Here is a 17216-nt window from a genome sequence, read left to right as displayed (position 1 = left end):
CTAAGAATACCGGCAGTTTTTCCTTTTGAAGGTTAAAAGCAGCTCCGGCAGCGTATGCTTCGGAGCTGCCTTCCCCTTAAGCCAGAGGTTTATTTAAATGATTAAAGCAATTAATAATATTGTAAACAAACCTGTTTTTAAATTTGTCAGTTGGCGCAGTTTTTCTTTTATTATAATTTTCAGTTTTTTTATAAATCTTCTTACACTGGCCATTCCTATATTTTCTCTGCAGGTTTTTGACAGAGTGCTCACAAGCCGTAGTGTAAATACATTGATAGCGCTTATTACAGGGGCAGTAATTGCATTGTTTTTATCAGCACTAATTGATCTTATACGGGCACATTCTCTTATAAGAATAGCAAACAGTATTGATCTGAACCTCAATCCTAAAATGATGGATGCAAGCATCAATATGGCATCAATGACTGGTAAAGTAAGCTCTCAGGCGATTAAGGATGTTATCAGTTTTAAAAATTTTATGTCAGGGAGCCATGGATTAATAACTCTACTCGATGCACCATGGATACCTGTATTCTTTTTTGTTGTGTGGCTCATTCATCCTTTGCTTGTGGTTGTTATGCTCATGAGTATGGTGCTGCTCCTTATGATCAATGTAGTAAATGAGTTTTTGACTGGCAGCAAACTAAAAGAAGCAGGAGAAATATCTCTTGAAGCCCAGCATATTGCAGATGAAATAATGAGAAATTCAGATGCAGTCAGGGCAATGGGTATGAAAAATCATGTCCTTAGGCATTGGTTTTCTAAGTATGGTGAAAGTACAAGAATTCTTTCAGAAACAAGTGATAAGGCTGGCTATCTTGCTTCAGCAGGCAAATTTACGAGATTCTGTCAGAATATTGCCATGACAGGTGTTGGTGCTTATTTAGCTATTAATAATGAAATAACTGTGGGCTCAATGATTGCTGCAAATATTTTATCTTCTAAAGGTACTGCACCTCTTGAAGGACTTATAAACAGTTGGAAAAATTATATTAATACTAAAGCTGCAGCAGACAGGCTGAATGAAATGTTTGAGGAGTTTTATTTAGAGGAAAATAAAACAGAGCTGCCGGTACCTGTAGGTAAGATTAGTGTTGAGAAAGCTGTTTATGTGCCGGCAGGAGGGGTTTTTCCCATTCTGAAAGGTATCAGTTTTGAAATTCCAGCAGGGAAAACAGTGGCCTTTCTGGGGGCAAGCGGCGCCGGGAAAAGTACACTAGCCAAAGTTATGACCGGAATCTATAAGCTGCGTTCAGGAAGTATCAAACTTGATAATGCAGATGTTTTAAATGTCTGGAGCAGAGATAATTTTGGCAGATATGTCGGTTATCTGCCGCAAGAAATTATGCTTTTTTCAGGAACAGTCAGAGCCAACATCGCAAGGTTTTCCGATGCAACTGATGATGAGGTGATCGCTGCGGCTATCGAAACTGATGCACATAAAATGATCCTTCAACTACCACATGGCTATGACACAATTATAGGTTCTCAGGGAGTTGCTCTTTCAGGAGGGCAGAAACAGCGGATTGGGCTTGCAAGAGCATTTTTTGCCAATCCCAAACTTATCGTGTTGGATGAGCCTAACGCTTTTTTGGACTCCGAAGGAGAACTAGCTTTGATCAGCGCTATCAAAAAAGCCAAAAGCAGGAAAGCGACTGTGGTGGTCATTACTCACAAGCTTTCGTTGGTAACAGATGCAGATATTCTTGGAGTGATTTCTGACGGTCTACTTCAGATGTATGGACCACATTATGAAGTTATAAAGCAGCTCACTGCGGGCAGTCTTAAAAAACAGCAAATGCAGTTTAAAGAAGGGATGACTGCATGAAAGATAACATTCCTTCTTCAACTAAAAAGTACATAACAACAGGGTTATTTATCATCTTCTTTGGTGTAATCGGCATTTTGTTTTGGGCATCAGTATATAAAATTAATGCAGGAGCAGTAGCCTATGGAGAAATTATTCCTGCGGAAGACACTGTTAAAATTGAACACCTGGAGGGGGGTGTTATTTCAGAAATTATGGTGAAAGAAGGCGACAGAGTAAATGAAGGACAACCACTGCTAAAATTAAGTATTTCAACTGCGGTGGCACAGCTCGCTGTGCTGGAAAATGAGAAAGCAGTGTTGGAAGCCCTTGTCAGAAGACTTGAGGCAGAAAGAGACGGCAGGCAATATAAAGCAGAAATACAATCAGAGGTTTCTGGATCAATATTTACACAAATTGAACTATTCCAAGTCAGAAAAGAATCGCTTTGTCAGGATATAGAGATATTAAGTCAGAGAATTGCTCAGACAGAAGCTGAAATAACAGCAATGAAATCCCGTCGAACCGCTTTAGAAAAAATTCTTTCTACATCTGATGAAGCATTGAAGATGAATACAGAGCTTTATGAACATAGATACATAGAAAAACGTATTTTGTTGGAAAACCAAAATAAAGTCGCTGAAACCGAAGGAGAACTCGGAAAGATAAATGCTGAAATTGCCAGTGCAGAACAAAAAATAATTGAAACAAAGTTCCAGATTCTCAAAATTCAATCTGAGTGGCGTAATGATCTCCTTGAACAGCTAAGGAAGGCGTATGATGATTTGTCAACAGCTTCAGAAAGACTGACTGCTGCACAGGATGTAACCTTAAGGAGTGTTATTCGGTCTCCTGTTGAAGGAGTAGTTCAGGATCTCAGATTTAAAACTATTGGCGGAGTTATACCCCCAAACGGCTTAGTTATGGAGATTGTTCCTTTAGATAAAGAGCTTCTCATCGAAGCAAGAGTATTCCCCGATGATATTGATGTTGTTTATCCCGGTTTAACCAGTTATGTCAGATTGACAGCATTCAAAGCCAGAGAACATTTCGCTCTTCAGGGAGAAGTCGCAAGAGTTTCTGCGGGAACATTCAAAGATGAACGAACGGGAGACACTTATTATAAAGCGATAGTACGCATAAATAGTGAGGAATTGCAAAAGAAACAATTTAATGATGTTAAGCTTTTTCCCGGAATGATTGCAACTGTTGATATCGTATTCGGTGAAAGAACTGTAATGCGTTACCTCCTTGATCCTATTATTGACAGTTTTCGCAAAGCTTTTAAAGAACAGTAAAGAGAGAAAGGTGATGCTGAAATCTACTTTTATATTTATCTTTAGTTTGTTTTTACTTGCTGATACGTATGCTATGACATTTGATGAGGTGTGGAAACTGGCCTCAAAGGATAATCCTGGCATTCAGGCTGCTATACATTCCTATAAAGCGCAGCTTGAACAGACGAAACAGGCAAGAGCCGGATTACTGCCGTCAATTACATTTGATGCATCGATGATGAAAAATAGTTCAAATGCGGTTTTTACTAATAAGAGTGCGGTTGAAACAAAGTATTCTGAAAACTATGATTCATCCGTATATACATTAAAGTTTATCCAGCCTGTTTTCAGGGCAGAATCTCTTCTTGCTTACGAGGAAGCAAAGAAATATCCCAAAATAGGCAAAATATTGCTAAGGAAAACATATGAGGAACTTTTCGGTGCAGTTCTGGAAGCGTTTGTTAACGTGCTTTTTAATAAAGAGTATCTGAATGTGACAATTTCCAAAAAGAATTCGATTGTTGAGCAAATGAACGATTTGGAGAAACGCTTCGAGCTTGGTGACGCAACCGTGACCGATCTGACAGAAGCTAAAGCAAGATACGATCTTGTTTTAGCTGAGGAAATAGCTGTAAACAACGCTTATGCCTTATCAAAAAAACTGTTAGCAATTATCGCTAATCTGTCGGAAAGCGAAATTGATGCAGATGATTTTGCAGCAGATTTTCTTGCCGATATCGAACTTAATTCACTGGATTACTGGATTAGCAAAGCTAGGAAAGAAAACGTTGATATAGTGTATAAAAAAGCTGAGCTGGCAATATCAGAAATCATTTTGCGCAAAGAAAAATCTAAAAACTTGCCAACTGTTGATTTTACCGCATCGTACACTAATTCGGACAGCAACGGAGATACAAATGGGGTTGCAGAAGACTCTGAAGTCACATCTTTTGGCTTGAATTTCAGGTTGCCTCTAATACAGGGAGGCGGAACGGTTGCCGGAGTCAGAGAAAAAGCCGAATTAAAATTTAAGACAATATATGAATTACAACAAGTCAGCCTTGATGTGACATCAACAATCTCGAATATCTACTCAAATCTTCTTAGTACTCACGCAAGGATTAATGCATTTCAAATGGCTATCGAGTCTGCAAAGCTGGCTGTTATTGCCAATGAAAAAGGCTTTGCAATAGGAACAAGAACAAATGTGGATTTGCTGGACGCAAAAGAGCAATATTACAAAATAAGAAAAGATTATTATCAGACTAAATTGAATTACATACTTAGTTATTATGGTCTTTTAACAGCATCAGGTCGATTAGCTGAATTAGGCATTATTCAAGAAGGCGGGAATCGATAAGTTCTTGTATATCGTTTATAATAAATAGTTAGTTGGTTGTATGGTTTTGGAAATACCGCCAAAAATACCGTTTTTTTTGTAATGGTTATTACTTTAAAGCCCACGATTTAACATCATTGTGACATGACTATTGTAAGCGTCCCTCTTTTCTTACAGCAGATATTTAGAGTTTTCCGCTCTTTCAGCATACTCCTCCGGAGTCATTTTTCCCAGAGAATGATGCGGTCTTTCTGTATTGTATTCAACCATCCATCGGTCAGCTTCTTCCCGAACTTCGCTTAAAGAGAAAAACAAATGCCTGTCCAGCACCTCGTTCCTGAATTTACGATTAAACCTTTCCACATATGAATTCTGAAATGGCTTGCTAGGCTGTATAAATTCAAGCTCAACATCATGGTATTTCGCCCAGTCAGCCAGCTTTACCGAGATAAACTCAGAGCCGTTGTCCATTCTGAGCTTAACCGGATAACCTCTCCAAGAAGCAATCCTGTCAAGAACTCTGATAATTCTTGCTGCCGGAAGATTGAGATCAACCTCTATGGTAAGAGCTTCCCGATTAAAATCATCAACGACGCTAAATGTTCTGTATTTCCTCCCACAGTATAAGCTGTCACTCATGAAATCTATAGACAAGGACTGGTTGATAGATTCAGGCACACTGATAGGGAGAGGATTCCTGTTTGGAGGCCTTCTTTTCGCCTTACGGAACATGTTGAGCTTCAGTAGGCAATAAACCCTAAGCTATATCCCGGATATTTCTCACACAATTCGAGCAGAACAGCTATAACATGTACATCCGGCTGATAGTAATAAACCGGGCGGCTTATGCTTGCAGTACGGCAGGTATGATTTACGCTCATGCCGTAAGCGGCCCTACAGTAATCTGCTAAACTACGTTTCTCCGACGGCTTTAAAGCTTTTTTGAGAGAATATCTTTCAGAGCTGTATTCTCTTCTTCTAGTTCTTTTAATCTCTTGATGTCTGAGGCTTCCATGCCTCCATATTTGGACTTCCTGTTGTAGTCTGTGGCGTTACTCCGTACTCACGGCAGATGTCTTTTACCTGTCTGCCGGACTCGGCTTCTTTGAGTATTTTTACGATCTGAGTTTCTGAAAATCGACTGCGTTTCATTAAGTCCTCCTGTTATTAATCTACAGGAAAACTCTAATTTTAAGCTGTAAAATTTTCAGGGATGCTTACATAATTTTTGGCAAGATACTAAAAAGCCTCAGCAAAACGCAGAGGCTTTAAATGTTTACACGTCTGATGATACTCATCATAATTACAGTCATTAATGACTTCAGTAGCAATCTAAGTAGTCACCATACTTGATTTGGTCTGCTTCTATTTTCATTTTCAGGAATGTGTTTAATGTTTCTATTATTTTTATTGTGTCACAGTGACATGCTTTTTTGCGGCTATAAAGTGAAATTTGTGTTTTATAATTATTGATTATTGACTCGTACTCTTCGCTTATATCGTTGTCAAAATTTGCTTCATAAATATCTGGTATAGTGTGTACAAATTGCTTAAAGTAATTAGGTGCATCATATGGTATAGGTTTGCCTTTACCTTCAGTGAATTCAAATTCAGTATCAATAATAGGTTCTGAGTAAGAAATATTTCGTTCTGATCTGCCGTTTGGATCAAGATGGTAAACGAGAATTTTGGTTATTTCATAAGCTGCGATAGAATTCGCATTTGATGCGATATCTTTTAAAATATCTTTGTGTTGCGAAAAGTCTTCGACCATTTTTATGGCTGACGCTGTTGCGTTTCCACTAATTAGTGCCAATAGAGACGCAGTAAATAAAAAAAGATAAACATCTGTATGAAAATACTCTGAAAAAGGGAATATATGCCACGCTTCGTTTTTAGTGAATTCATCAAAGTTATTATATTTCAGAGACATTTGATCGATGAATGATTTAATATCATTTTGTGAGTTATTGAAATTCTTAAAATCCTGAGTTTCAAGAATAATCAATTCTCTGATATGTTCAGCAGTTCTTTTTGCATTTTCTACACCCCATAGCTCTTTATATAATTTTTTATATTCTTGTATACCAAGATGTTCTATGAAATATTTTTTAATTTTTGGGTGAGTTATAAAGTTATATGTATACCCATGATGGAAGTTAAAGTCTTCAGGCTTACCTGTAAGGTGGTGAATATATTCTTGAAGTTCATTTTTCGATAGCCAGGACAATACTCTAACTAGGTTGACTTCATATATAATTTTTTGATTTTTATCAAAAAATGGTGATCTTAAATAGATATTAGAATTTTTCAAATATCTAGAAAAAATTATTTGAATCTCTTTTTGATACTTTTCAGTTGTCGTTTGAGTCAGCGTACTTATAAGGTTAATAATAAGCCACTCAAATTTTATATCTTCATTTGAAACTAGTGGAATTGATCCATTGTGGCTATACCAGTTTAATAAAGCGTTTATGCAAGTTTCAATAAAAATAATTCCTAATTGTTCAAACTCGGTAATTTGAGTATAAAATAGGTCGCTTATATTTTGTTCTTCTGAAGTAATAGGAAATTCCTCCGGACCAGAATACTCTGTTCTTGCTATAGTTGAAGAGAGTTCCTTGTTTGCGCTGGTTAATAATTGAAATATTATTTTTGCTTTTAGTGCCCATGCGTCACTATCTTTTGGATTCATGTTTAATGCTGTGTCAAGGACCTCTAATGCATCATCAACTTCAGACAATTTTATATAGCACAGTGCCATCTTGCGATATATGCTGCTTGCTTTAGATTTATCTTCGTTTTCAAGTTTCCCTTTAAGTTCTAATAGTTCGTCTAGGACTGAAAAAGAATTAATATTGTTATTATCGAATTTGATTGTCTTCCCTTCAGGAGTCTGAGCTTTAATATCGTTAATCAAATTCAGGAGACTTTGGCCTTCCAAATCAATGGGAAGGTGCTTTTCGAGAATTTCATATAAAAATTCATAGTTTTCTAGTGCTTGATTTCTGGATTCAATTTCATCTTTTAGAAATGATTTTCTCTCTTTAAGTTTATCAATATATTGTTTAGAATTAGACTGGTTTTTTAAGCCTCTATATGCTGGAAATTCTTTATTCTCTCCTTTTCCAAAAATTGACAGGTAAGGTTTCAGTAAGCATAAATTATCTATTAGTATTTCAGCGTCTTTATAAATTTCTATTTTTTCACGTCTTCCATAATGCTCATGTTCAACAATATATTTTCTAAAGTCTTCTTTATTTTTTAATATACCAGCAATCCAGTTGTTTAAGCCTATGGAGCTACCATAACCTTTTTCTTTGATGTAGCTTGTTAATGCATATTTTTTTCTATTTTCCATAATTACACCCAAGATTACGTTTTTTTAATGAGTTTATTGTGCGAATATAACTGTCATGAGATCCTATAAAAACAGTTTCGTTAAAAACAAGCATTCTGTAGTTATTGTTTAGTTTGTAGGATTTTGCTTGCGTCAATCCTGAAATTTTTCGCCAATTAGTGTTCATATTTTTTGATAAATGTATAAGCATTCGAGCTTTATCAATTATCCTTTTCGGAACATCATTAATAATTTTAATTTTAACCATACCATTCTCCTTTTATTTAATCTAATTCAAATGATAACTCTGCCAAATTGGTAGCATATGAAAAAAAAGAAATACTTGAGGTTATGTTTAGTTCTCTAGCAGTAATTAATATGGAGAAAATATCAGATATTGAAGAGACAGGACAACTGCTCAAACAAAAGAGGGAAGGGTAGGGGCTTAATCAGAAGGAATTTGCTGAGGGCGCAGGGGTAAACCGCACAGTTTCCTCAGTGGAGCGTGGGAAACCTACTGCGCAGATTGGCAAAGTAATCAAGCTACTCAGGTACGTAGGGCTCTCCAATTACGTTGGTGATGAATAATGGACCATTAACATTTACATCAAGGTAAAAGGGGAGTATGCAAGAGCTGGAAACCTTATCAATACAGGCGTTGATATGCTATTTGAATATGACGAAGCGTACAGCCTTACTGGTCTGTCGCTCATTCTGACCATAAAGGAAAAATTGTTCGAAGTGACTGAATCCAGAATATTCTTTGAAAGCTTTCTCCCTGAATGATAAAGATATTCTTCAGCTGATAGTAAAGCTTGAACAGACATCGGCAGAAAACGACATGTACCGCCTTTGTCTGACAGGTGCTCAGGCGGAGACGTCTATCAAAATGAAAATTATACCTACCGCTTGGTAACTCACTAAGTACTCACATAGTCAAACCATTCAGCCCTAGATTTGAAGGTTTACCCGTAAACGAGTTTTTCTGTAATAAACTGGCGGAGTGATTATTTTTATTGCATATTGCTTATATAGGGCAGGGTATGAATCTCTAGTCTTCTACATTTCCGTTCTCCATGTTTTATCGTTCATCAATCTTTATAATTATCGAACCATTTCTTTGAAAAGATACTAAAAGTTTATTGGTTGTCTTGTCTGAAGAGTAATCTTATTGATTTTTTTCAACATTAATGGGTCTGCACCTTCTGAAATCATCCTTCTTGCTTCATCTCTTTTTATACGGGCTTCTTTGAGAGATATTTCAGGGTATTATACACCAAGTGACAGTGTCTTTCTTTTACTAGCAAAGCGGTAGTCCATACGAAAGTATTTAAAACCGTTAGGAAATATAAATGTTAGATATATAAGTAATTATTAGTAATTTTGGAAATATTAAAATCTTCTAGGAACATAAAAAGAGTGCCGAAAGGGGGACTCGAACCCCCACGATGTTGCCATCTGCGGATTTTGAGTCCGCTGCGTCTACCTATTCCACCATTTCGGCTTTATATGAAGGATGCGTATTCTATGTTTCTCTTAAAAAACTGTCAAGGTTTTGATAATTACATATTTAATAAATTATATTTTTTCTGAAATATTATTTTTCTATGAATGTTTTACAATTTTTTTTCAGCCTCAGAGTATTGCTGACAGAGGAACTTAGTGTGTTAAAAGCTAATGGTGTGAAAATTAACTTGCATAAAACCTGTTCTATGGATAATTTTGTGGTAGACTGTTTTTAGAAGTTGCTTTTTAAAAGCGAAATTATGTGTCCAAAAGATATTTTTTCTACTTCAGGAGGTATCCTTATGATGAGGATCGAAAAGAACAAAAAAGGTTTTACACTTATCGAGCTTCTGGTTGTTGTTGCAATCATTGGTATTCTTGCTGCTATCGCAATTCCCCAGTTCTCCAAATACCGTACAAGAGCTTATAACTCTGCTGCTCAGTCTGACTTGAGAAATGTTCAGACGGCTTTTGAAGGTTATTTTGCCGACTATCAGGAATACCCTGATGCAATAGCTGCAGATACTGACGGTGAAATAACTCTTAACAGCACAAATGGTGAGGAAGATAATATGACGCTTTCTGCCGGTGTTGGTATTGTTACTGCTGCAGGTACTAATAATATTAGCTACGCTGCTGTTACAAAGCATACTCAGGGAGATAACTGCTATTCTTCTGATTCAGACAGCTCTACTATTAATGTTGATGACAACGTGTCCAGAGGCGATACCGTATCCTACTGCGATGCCCCTACTGCTCCTTAACACTTACTTAGTTTAAAATCCCAAAAGCCGACCGGTTTGTCCGGTTGGCTTTTTTTGTTTCTGCTGCCATAAGTTTGATGTATAATCCGCTTATGATAAAGATAGATTCCCTTGTAAAACGTATAAAGAAGAAAACCGCTGTAGACGGCATCAGCTTTGAAGTGAAAAAGGGCAAGGTCTTTGCTCTTCTCGGTCTCAATGGTGCGGGTAAATCCACCACGATCAAAACCATTCTTGGCTTTATACGCCCCACATCCGGCAATGTCATTGTAGACAGCACCAATATAGGTTATCTGCCGGAAAATCCATACTACTATGATTATCTTACTTTGAAAGAACTTCTCGCTTTTTCTCTTTCATCATCAGGTATTAAAGACCGTGTCAAAGAGCGCATTAATCACATGGCGGAAAGGGTAGGGGTGACTGAAAATCTTGATAAGCAGATCCGCACTTTTTCAAAGGGCATGGTTCAGCGTTCGGGCATTGCCGCCGCTCTAATCCATGAGCCGGAACTTGTGATTCTCGATGAACCAATGAGCGGGCTTGATCCCCTTGGTCGACGCATGGTCTTTGACCTCATCACTGAGCTGAAAGAGAAAGGGGCTACCGTGCTTTTCTGTTCTCATATATTAAGCGACGTGGAGAGGCTTTGTGATACGGCTGCGATAATGAATAAAGGAAAAATAGTTCGCATGCTTACAAGGGAAGAACTTCTGCTGGCTTCCAAACAGACGGAAGTATTCTTTGAAAAATCTGAAAGCCTGAAAGAGGCTGTTAAGGATATGAAAATTGCGGAATATGAGCAGACTGTGGGTGTATTTGTTGATTCTGCGGATATAGTCAGCTTCATTGAAAGCATGAAATTGAAAGGATTTAACGCTGTGACGGTGAAGTCTGCTGACAACGCATTGGAGCGTATATTTGAAGAGGCTGTGCGATGAGACAGGTATGCTTTATAACCTTCCTTGAGGGCGTACGGAACAGAGTTCTTTATGCTATCTTTGTTTTTGCCATTATTATCATGTTTTTAAGCACCATTTTCTCACAGTTTTTTATGCAGGATCTGGGCAAGGTTGTAGCGGATTTTAATCTGAGCGCAATGTCTCTAGCCGGGCTTCTGATAAGCTTTTCCGTCTCTGTGGGTTTGATCGCCAAGGATCTGGACAGGCGCACAATATATTTTGTTCTTGGGCGCAATATCTCCCGCAGAGGCTATATCTTCGGTAAGTTTGCAGGGCTTGCACTCCTTATAATATGTGCTTATATCATTATTTTTCTGCTCACACATATCCCTATACTGCTTATGAAGGCGTCAATCCCTGCATATTTTAAAAACTTTTCGTGGGGCGCATATGCTCTTGCAGCTTTTGCTGATCTGATTAAATGTATCTTTCTCAATACCGTCATTATCTTTTTCAGCTCATTCGTCACAGCTTCGTTTACGACTCTGGTGTTCTCTATCCTTATATATATAGCAGGACAGAGTCTGGCGGAGGTGCTGAATTATGTTTCATCATCGGAAACCTACTCGGCTATTGCCGGTTTTCTTAATATTGTTAAGTATATTGTGCCGGATTTCTCATCTCTGGATTTCAAAACGGTTGCCGCAAACGGAATAATGCCTCCTGCGGGAATATATTTCGGGTCAATTGCATATGCTTTGGCATATTCCGCTGTTCTGCTTATTCTGGCAGGGGTAATTTTTGAGCGTAAGGAGTTCCCGTGAGAATCTCATTGGGGCTTCTCTGCCTTCTTATTCCCCTGCATATATGGTTAAGCGGAGCTTTTATTACCAATAAAGCTGATTTCGACTCAAAGTTTGAGCGTGATATAGCTGTTTCTGGCAGGCTTTTACGTTTTACCTCTCTTGAATTTAAAGGACTTGCCGCAGACAGCCGCCTGCTTTCCGCAATATTTTATGTAGGGAAGATGCTTCAGGACAGAGGTATTATCAAAGGACAGGATTGGGACTGGTTTGAGGCTAATGTGAAGTCTTCTTCAGAGCTTGACCCTTATTTTTATGACACGTATTACTTTGCCTCGTTAACTCTTGCGTGGAGCGCAAACCGTCCTGAGGCGGCCGTGAAGATTCTTGAGAAAGGTATAGAAAAGAGACCGGAAAGCCACAGGCTTCTTTTTAATCTTGGTTTTATCTATTATTATTTCCTTAAAGACAGTGCAAAAGCATCGGAGTACATAGGGCAGGCAGCCAAAATTAAAGGTGCGCCGCCTTTTTATGCCAACCTTGCCGCAAGGCTTGCATATGACTCCGGCAGACATGAAACCGCAGCAGCTTTCTTGTTGGATATGCTTAATCACACAGGCAATGAAAATGTTCGTGCAATGTATGAAAAAAGACTTATTGCCTTACAGAGAGCAATAGAGTTGGAAAAGGCAGTGAGAATTTACAAAGAAAAATATTTCACCACACCGTCAGGAGTTGATGAACTAAAGGCTAAAGGTGTGATAACCGTTGTACCTGTTGATCCTTACGGTGGGGAGTATTTCATCAATGAAAAAGGAAGAGTGTACTCCACCAGTGGTTTTGCCGAAAAAAAACAGTAAAAAGCCACTCCTGAATTTTTTCTTAAAAAGCATAAAATAGTAGATTGACAAAGATAAAAGTATATGCAATATTTTCCTTCCCGAAACCTAAGAGCGGTCAGGGGGATTTCTCAAGCGGCATCACTTGTTTCGGCTTGGAAGTTCGTAAGAAAAAGAGCTGTAAAAATGTCAAAAAAATACTTGACAATAAACGCTCTCTTATATATGCTCTCACTTCGCTAAAGACGCTGGTGTAGCTCAATCGGTAGAGCAACTGACTTGTAATCAGTAGGTTGTGGGTTCAATTCCTATCACCAGCTTCACTTGAAGAGCCGGGTTACGCCCGGCTCTTATAAACAAGGCTTTAGTAATCGGTTGTCTGTTTAGGATGGTCGGTTTAAGCCGCTTTTTTCGGGGCGGCATAAATTTTAAAAGATAAGAAGGGGAGATACCCAAGCGGCCAAAGGGGGCAGGCTGTAAACCTGTTGTCGTAAGACTTCGGAGGTTCGAATCCTCCTCTCCCCACTTCTTTTTTCCTGCGGGTTGTTCCGTGGGTATATATGCCAATATGCGGGTGTAGCTCAGTTGGCTAGAGCATCAGCCTTCCAAGCTGAGGGTCACGGGTTCAAGTCCCGTTACCCGCTTTTTTCTAGTGCTTTCAAAGGCGGCGACACCGTACCAGTTCGCCCCTTTTTTGCGTTTTGACGCCCTCGTGGCTCAGTCGGTCAGAGCGCGTCCTTGGTAAGGACGAGGTCACCGGTTCAATTCCGGTCGAGGGCTTTTAAATTCAGGAGGAGACCAGATGGCTAAAGCTAAGTTTGCTAGAACGAAGCCCCACGTCAACGTAGGAACAATTGGTCACGTAGACCACGGTAAGACAACTCTTACAGCAGCAATCACCAGCGTTCAGGCGCATAAAGGTCTTGCTGAATTTGTAGACTACAACAACATTGACAAGGCGCCCGAAGAAAGAGAGCGCGGTATAACAATCGCGACATCACACGTAGAGTACGAATCCCCCGCTCGCCATTACGCTCACGTAGACTGCCCGGGTCACGCAGATTATGTAAAGAACATGATCACTGGAGCTGCTCAGATGGACGGAGCTATTCTCGTAGTGAGTGCAGCAGACGGTCCTATGCCCCAGACAAGGGAGCATATCCTTCTTGCACGTCAGGTAGGCGTACCTTACATAATAGTATTCATGAACAAATGTGACATGGTTGATGATGAAGAGCTTCTTGAGCTTGTAGAGCTTGAAGTAAGAGACCTTCTTTCAACTTACGAGTTTCCCGGTGATGATACACCCATCATTAAAGGTTCAGCGCTTAAAGCACTTGAGAACCCTAACGATGAGAAATGGGCAGGTGCGATCAGCGAGCTTGTAGATGCAATGGACAGCTACATCCCTGAACCTCAGAGGGATATAGATAAAGAATTCATAATGCCCGTAGAAGACGTGTTCAGCATATCCGGTCGTGGAACAGTAGTAACCGGCCGTATAGAGCAGGGACAGGTTAAAGTGGGAGAAGAAGTAGAGATAGTGGGAATTCGTGATACCACTAAGACAATAGTAACAGGCGTAGAGATGTTCAGGAAGATTCTTGATCAGGGTGTTGCCGGCGATAACGTAGGTATCCTTCTGAGAGGAATCAAAAAGGACGACGTGGAACGCGGACAGGTACTTTGCAAACCGGGCTCAATTAAGCCCCACAGAAGGTACAAAGCGGAAGCGTACATCCTGACCAAAGAAGAAGGTGGTCGCCACACTCCCTTTTTCAGCGGATATCGTCCTCAGTTCTATTTCCGTACGACTGACGTTACAGGAATCATCACTCTTCCCGAAGGGACAGAGATGGTAATGCCTGGTGATAACATCAGCTGCGTGGTAGAACTTATAACGCCTATCGCAATGGATGCGGGACTTCGTTTCGCTATTCGTGAAGGCGGCAGAACAGTCGGTGCAGGTGTTGTTACCGAGATTATCGAGTAAGGATACTTAAATGAGAGAAAAAATAATCCTTGCATGCACAGAGTGCAAACGCAGGAACTACAGCACTACTAAGAACAAAAAGACCATGACCGGCAAACTTGAACTCAGCAAGTACTGCAAATGGGACAGAAAACACACTGTTCACAAGGAAACTAAGTAATTTAAAAGTATAGAGTAGGTCAGTAGCTCAATTGGCAGAGCATCGGTCTCCAAAACCGAAGGCTGCAGGTTCGATTCCTGTCTGACCTGCCATTTTAAATAACCGCATGTTGAGGGCGAACTTGTTCGCCCTGAACGTGTCTTTAAAAGCAGATTCCTGGTTGAACGGGTATCAGAAGCCGGATGTAGGTTTCTGCGAACTATTATAAAGCAAGGTATTAGCACACCATCGGGCAAAACAGTTTCAGGAAGAAACTGCGCCGTGCGAAGCGAAGCTTTGCTCAGCAAAACTCAGGCGTGTGAGTAGAAGCCTGACGTAGGTTTCTGCGAACTATTATAAAGCAAGGTATTAGCACACCATCGGGCAAAACAGTTTCAGGAAGAAACTGCGCCGTGCGAAGCGAAGCTTTGCTCAGCAAAGCGCGAGCGTGTGAGTAGAAGCCACAGGACGTAGGCTTCTGCGAACTATTATAAATAAAGGATGTGCTGACTATGGGAAAGGTACAAACTTTCATCAACGAAGTCAGAGAAGAACTTAAAAAAGTCATCTGGCCCACCAAAGATGCTACCATGGGAACCACTGCGGTAGTTATTACAATCTGCCTTATCTGTGCGATTTATCTTGGTGTAGTAGATTACGGGCTTTCAAAGCTTACCCAATTCATTTACTAGGAAAGGGCAAATTATGGCGAAAAAGTGGTATGTAGTCCATACCTATTCGGGTTTTGAGAAGCGTGTGAAGACACTCCTTGAGGAGAAAGTCAGAAACTCAAATCTCGAAGACCAGATAGAAGACGTGCTTATCCCCACGGAAGACGTAGTTGAGCTGAAAAAGGGTAAGAAAAAAATCAGCAAGAAAAAAACCTTCCCCGGCTATATTCTCGTCCATATGGAAATGAGTACGGAAAACTGGCATGTTGTAAAAAACATACCTAAAGTAACCGGCTTTGTGGGCGGAATCAACCCTGTTCCGATTCCCGAAGACGATGTTAAGGCAATGATTGACCTCGCTAAATCTCAAGCTCCCAGAATGACAGCGAAATATGTCAAAGATGATAAAGTTGAGGTTATCGACGGACCCTTCAACGGCTTTATCGGTGTTGTTGACGAGGTTAACCCAGAAAAAGAAAAAGTTCGCGTTATCGTGAGCATTTTCGGAAGACAAACGCCCGTAGAACTGGATTATCTGCAAATTAAGAGAGTCGGATAATCCGGGAGGTTATAAATGGCCAAAAAAGTACTTGGACAGCTTAAACTTCAGATTCCTGCCGGCAAGGCAAACCCTTCACCCCCAATCGGACCTGCACTTGGTCAGAGAGGCGTGAACATTATGGAATTCTGCAAAGCGTTTAACGCTGCAACACAGAATGCGGGAGACTATATTATCCCCGTTCTGCTTACGATTTTTGAAGACAGAAGCTTCACTTTTGTCTGCAAAACTCCTCCTGTTACTCAGCTTATTAAAAAAGAGCTGAAGATTAACAGCGGCAGCAGCAATCCTAAAAAGGACAAGATCGGCAAGCTCACTCGTGAGCAGGTTCAGAGAATCGCCGAACACAAACTGCCCGATTTCAACACCAAAGATATCGAGCAGGCAATGAAGATTGTTGCAGGTTCCGCACGCAGTATGGGTGTGGAAGTAGAGCCTTAATAAGCTCTCGTACAAATTTGTATGATGCGCCGGACAGCTTGTCTGTAAACGGCGCACGGAGTCAGTAATATGGCAAAAGGGAAACAGTACCAGGCTGCTTCTGCTAAGGTAGACAACGAAAAACTCTATGACCTGGAAGAGGCAGTTGCCCTCGTGAAAGAAGTTGCATTTGCTAAGTTTGACGAAACAGTTGACATAGCAGTGAAACTCGGAGTTAACCCCAAACACGCAGATCAGATGGTGAGGGGTTCAGTTAGTCTGCCTAACGGAACAGGTAAAACCGTGAGAGTGCTTGCATTCGCTAAGGGTGACAAAGCCAAAGAAGCGAAAGACGCAGGCGCAGATATTGTTGGTGATGATGAACTTGTTGAAAAAGTTCAGGGCGGCTTTATGGATTTCGATAAAGTTGTTGCAACACCCGATATGATGGCTCTCGTTGGTAAGCTCGGACGTGTACTCGGACCGAGAGGACTCATGCCTAACCCTAAAGTGGGGACGGTAACGCCTAACATCGGTAACGTGGTTAAGGAACTTAAAGCGGGTATGATTGAGTTCCGTGTTGACAAAAACGGTATAATCCACGCTATCGTCGGCAAAAAAAGCTTTGATGCAGACAAACTTTTTGAAAACATCAAGGCTCTTCTGGAAACTCTTGTACGTCTTAAGCCTTCAACAGCTAAAGGTCAGTACGTAAGAGGAATAACAGTTTCTACCACAATGGGACCCGGCGTTAAGGTAGATCACCAGAAAGTGGTTAACACACTTTAACAGTACACAATCTGGTTTAAGAAGCAGGTGTCTGTGCTTTTTTGTACAGCGTAATTCCTGCGGAGATC

16 protein-coding genes, 6 tRNA genes and 2 pseudogenes are annotated in these 17216 nt (G+C 40.1%); 20 read left to right on the top strand and 4 right to left on the bottom strand.

Going from position 1 to position 17216, the window contains the following annotated elements; genetic code table 11:
• Positions 1-97: 97 nt before the first annotated feature.
• Genes ACYRYY_RS04480 through ACYRYY_RS04470 form a run of 3 tightly spaced genes read left to right on the top strand, consistent with a single transcriptional unit; the run spans position 98 to position 4444 of the window.
• The gene (locus tag ACYRYY_RS04480; protein WP_460214327.1) at positions 98-1828 is read left to right on the top strand and encodes a type I secretion system permease/ATPase; all 1731 of its coding nucleotides are present in this window, start codon (positions 98-100) and stop codon (positions 1826-1828) included.
• On the top strand, positions 1825-3105 hold the full coding sequence (locus ACYRYY_RS04475) for an HlyD family type I secretion periplasmic adaptor subunit (protein WP_460214326.1): 1281 nt from the start codon (positions 1825-1827) through the stop codon (positions 3103-3105). The genes ACYRYY_RS04480 and ACYRYY_RS04475 overlap by 4 nt, the downstream gene beginning before the upstream one ends.
• Before the next feature lie 13 nt (positions 3106-3118).
• Complete coding sequence (locus tag ACYRYY_RS04470; RefSeq protein WP_460214325.1) at positions 3119-4444, top strand: TolC family outer membrane protein; 1326 nt, start codon at positions 3119-3121, stop codon at positions 4442-4444.
• 150 nt (positions 4445-4594) lie between these two features.
• Here ACYRYY_RS04470 and ACYRYY_RS04465 read toward each other — a convergent pair.
• Together ACYRYY_RS04465 and ACYRYY_RS04460 are read right to left on the bottom strand one after the other, a co-directional pair.
• Positions 4595-5575: pseudogene (locus ACYRYY_RS04465) on the bottom strand (IS3 family transposase).
• Between the two features lie 169 nt (positions 5576-5744).
• Positions 5745-7784, bottom strand: a complete 2040-nt coding sequence (locus ACYRYY_RS04460) for a tetratricopeptide repeat protein (RefSeq protein WP_460214324.1) — start codon at positions 7782-7784, stop codon at positions 5745-5747.
• A 432-nt stretch (positions 7785-8216) separates the two neighbouring features.
• Between ACYRYY_RS04460 and ACYRYY_RS04455 the strand changes: the two are divergent.
• Together ACYRYY_RS04455 and ACYRYY_RS04450 are read left to right on the top strand one after the other, a co-directional pair.
• Positions 8217-8351 (top strand): annotated as a pseudogene (locus ACYRYY_RS04455) (hypothetical protein); the annotation flags it as partial.
• 6 nt (positions 8352-8357) lie between these two features.
• Complete coding sequence (locus ACYRYY_RS04450; protein WP_460216458.1) at positions 8358-8549, top strand: HipA N-terminal domain-containing protein; 192 nt, start codon at positions 8358-8360, stop codon at positions 8547-8549.
• 345 nt (positions 8550-8894) lie between these two features.
• On the opposite strand, the gene ACYRYY_RS04445 is transcribed toward ACYRYY_RS04450, so the two are convergent.
• Positions 8895-9023, bottom strand: a complete 129-nt coding sequence (locus tag ACYRYY_RS04445; RefSeq protein ID WP_460216457.1) for a hypothetical protein — start codon at positions 9021-9023, stop codon at positions 8895-8897.
• Positions 9024-9183: 160 nt separating this feature from the next.
• A tRNA-Leu gene (locus ACYRYY_RS04440) sits at positions 9184-9267 on the bottom strand.
• A gap of 304 nt (positions 9268-9571) precedes the next feature.
• Here ACYRYY_RS04440 and ACYRYY_RS04435 point away from each other — a divergent pair.
• The 15 genes from ACYRYY_RS04435 to rplA all read left to right on the top strand — a co-directional run bounded on the left by ACYRYY_RS04435 (position 9572) and on the right by rplA (position 17148).
• A complete protein-coding gene (locus ACYRYY_RS04435; protein ID WP_460214322.1) occupies positions 9572-10033 on the top strand; it encodes a type IV pilin protein in 462 nt (153 codons plus the stop codon).
• Positions 10034-10077: 44 nt separating this feature from the next.
• On the top strand, positions 10078-10974 hold the full coding sequence (locus ACYRYY_RS04430) for an ABC transporter ATP-binding protein (RefSeq protein ID WP_460214321.1): 897 nt from the start codon (positions 10078-10080) through the stop codon (positions 10972-10974).
• Positions 10971-11759 (top strand): ABC transporter permease, encoded by a 789-nt coding sequence (locus ACYRYY_RS04425; RefSeq protein WP_460214320.1) that lies wholly within the window; start codon positions 10971-10973, stop codon positions 11757-11759. Before ACYRYY_RS04430 ends, ACYRYY_RS04425 begins: the two co-directional genes overlap by 4 nt.
• Complete coding sequence (locus ACYRYY_RS04420) at positions 11756-12598, top strand: tetratricopeptide repeat protein (RefSeq protein ID WP_460214319.1); 843 nt, start codon at positions 11756-11758, stop codon at positions 12596-12598. Before ACYRYY_RS04425 ends, ACYRYY_RS04420 begins: the two co-directional genes overlap by 4 nt.
• Positions 12599-12824: 226 nt before the next feature.
• Positions 12825-12897 (top strand) — tRNA-Thr (locus tag ACYRYY_RS04415).
• A 122-nt stretch (positions 12898-13019) separates the two neighbouring features.
• Positions 13020-13102, top strand: a tRNA-Tyr gene (locus ACYRYY_RS04410).
• A 45-nt stretch (positions 13103-13147) separates the two neighbouring features.
• Positions 13148-13221: transfer RNA gene (locus ACYRYY_RS04405), tRNA-Gly, on the top strand.
• 62 nt (positions 13222-13283) lie between these two features.
• Positions 13284-13357: transfer RNA gene (locus ACYRYY_RS04400), tRNA-Thr, on the top strand.
• Between the two features lie 22 nt (positions 13358-13379).
• Positions 13380-14570, top strand: coding sequence for an elongation factor Tu (tuf, locus tag ACYRYY_RS04395; protein ID WP_460214304.1), 1191 nt, complete (start codon positions 13380-13382; stop codon positions 14568-14570).
• 10 nt (positions 14571-14580) lie between these two features.
• Positions 14581-14730: a 50S ribosomal protein L33 gene (gene rpmG / locus ACYRYY_RS04390; protein WP_128466051.1), complete on the top strand. Its 150-nt coding sequence runs from the start codon at positions 14581-14583 to the stop codon at positions 14728-14730.
• A gap of 16 nt (positions 14731-14746) precedes the next feature.
• A tRNA-Trp gene (locus ACYRYY_RS04385) sits at positions 14747-14822 on the top strand.
• Positions 14823-15221: 399 nt separating this feature from the next.
• Complete coding sequence (secE, locus tag ACYRYY_RS04380; protein WP_460214317.1) at positions 15222-15401, top strand: preprotein translocase subunit SecE; 180 nt, start codon at positions 15222-15224, stop codon at positions 15399-15401.
• A gap of 13 nt (positions 15402-15414) precedes the next feature.
• Positions 15415-15939, top strand: coding sequence for a transcription termination/antitermination protein NusG (gene nusG / locus ACYRYY_RS04375; protein ID WP_460214316.1), 525 nt, complete (start codon positions 15415-15417; stop codon positions 15937-15939).
• A 15-nt stretch (positions 15940-15954) separates the two neighbouring features.
• Positions 15955-16380 (top strand): 50S ribosomal protein L11, encoded by a 426-nt coding sequence (gene rplK, locus ACYRYY_RS04370; RefSeq protein WP_460214314.1) that lies wholly within the window; start codon positions 15955-15957, stop codon positions 16378-16380.
• A 69-nt stretch (positions 16381-16449) separates the two neighbouring features.
• Positions 16450-17148 carry a 50S ribosomal protein L1 gene (gene rplA, locus ACYRYY_RS04365; RefSeq protein WP_460214313.1) on the top strand — a complete coding sequence of 233 codons (699 nt, stop codon included), beginning with the start codon at positions 16450-16452 and terminating at the stop codon, positions 17146-17148.
• Positions 17149-17216 lie beyond the last annotated feature (68 nt).

Source organism: Geovibrio sp. ADMFC3 (genome assembly GCF_054687035.1).
This window is presented reverse-complemented; position numbering and strand designations above follow the sequence as displayed.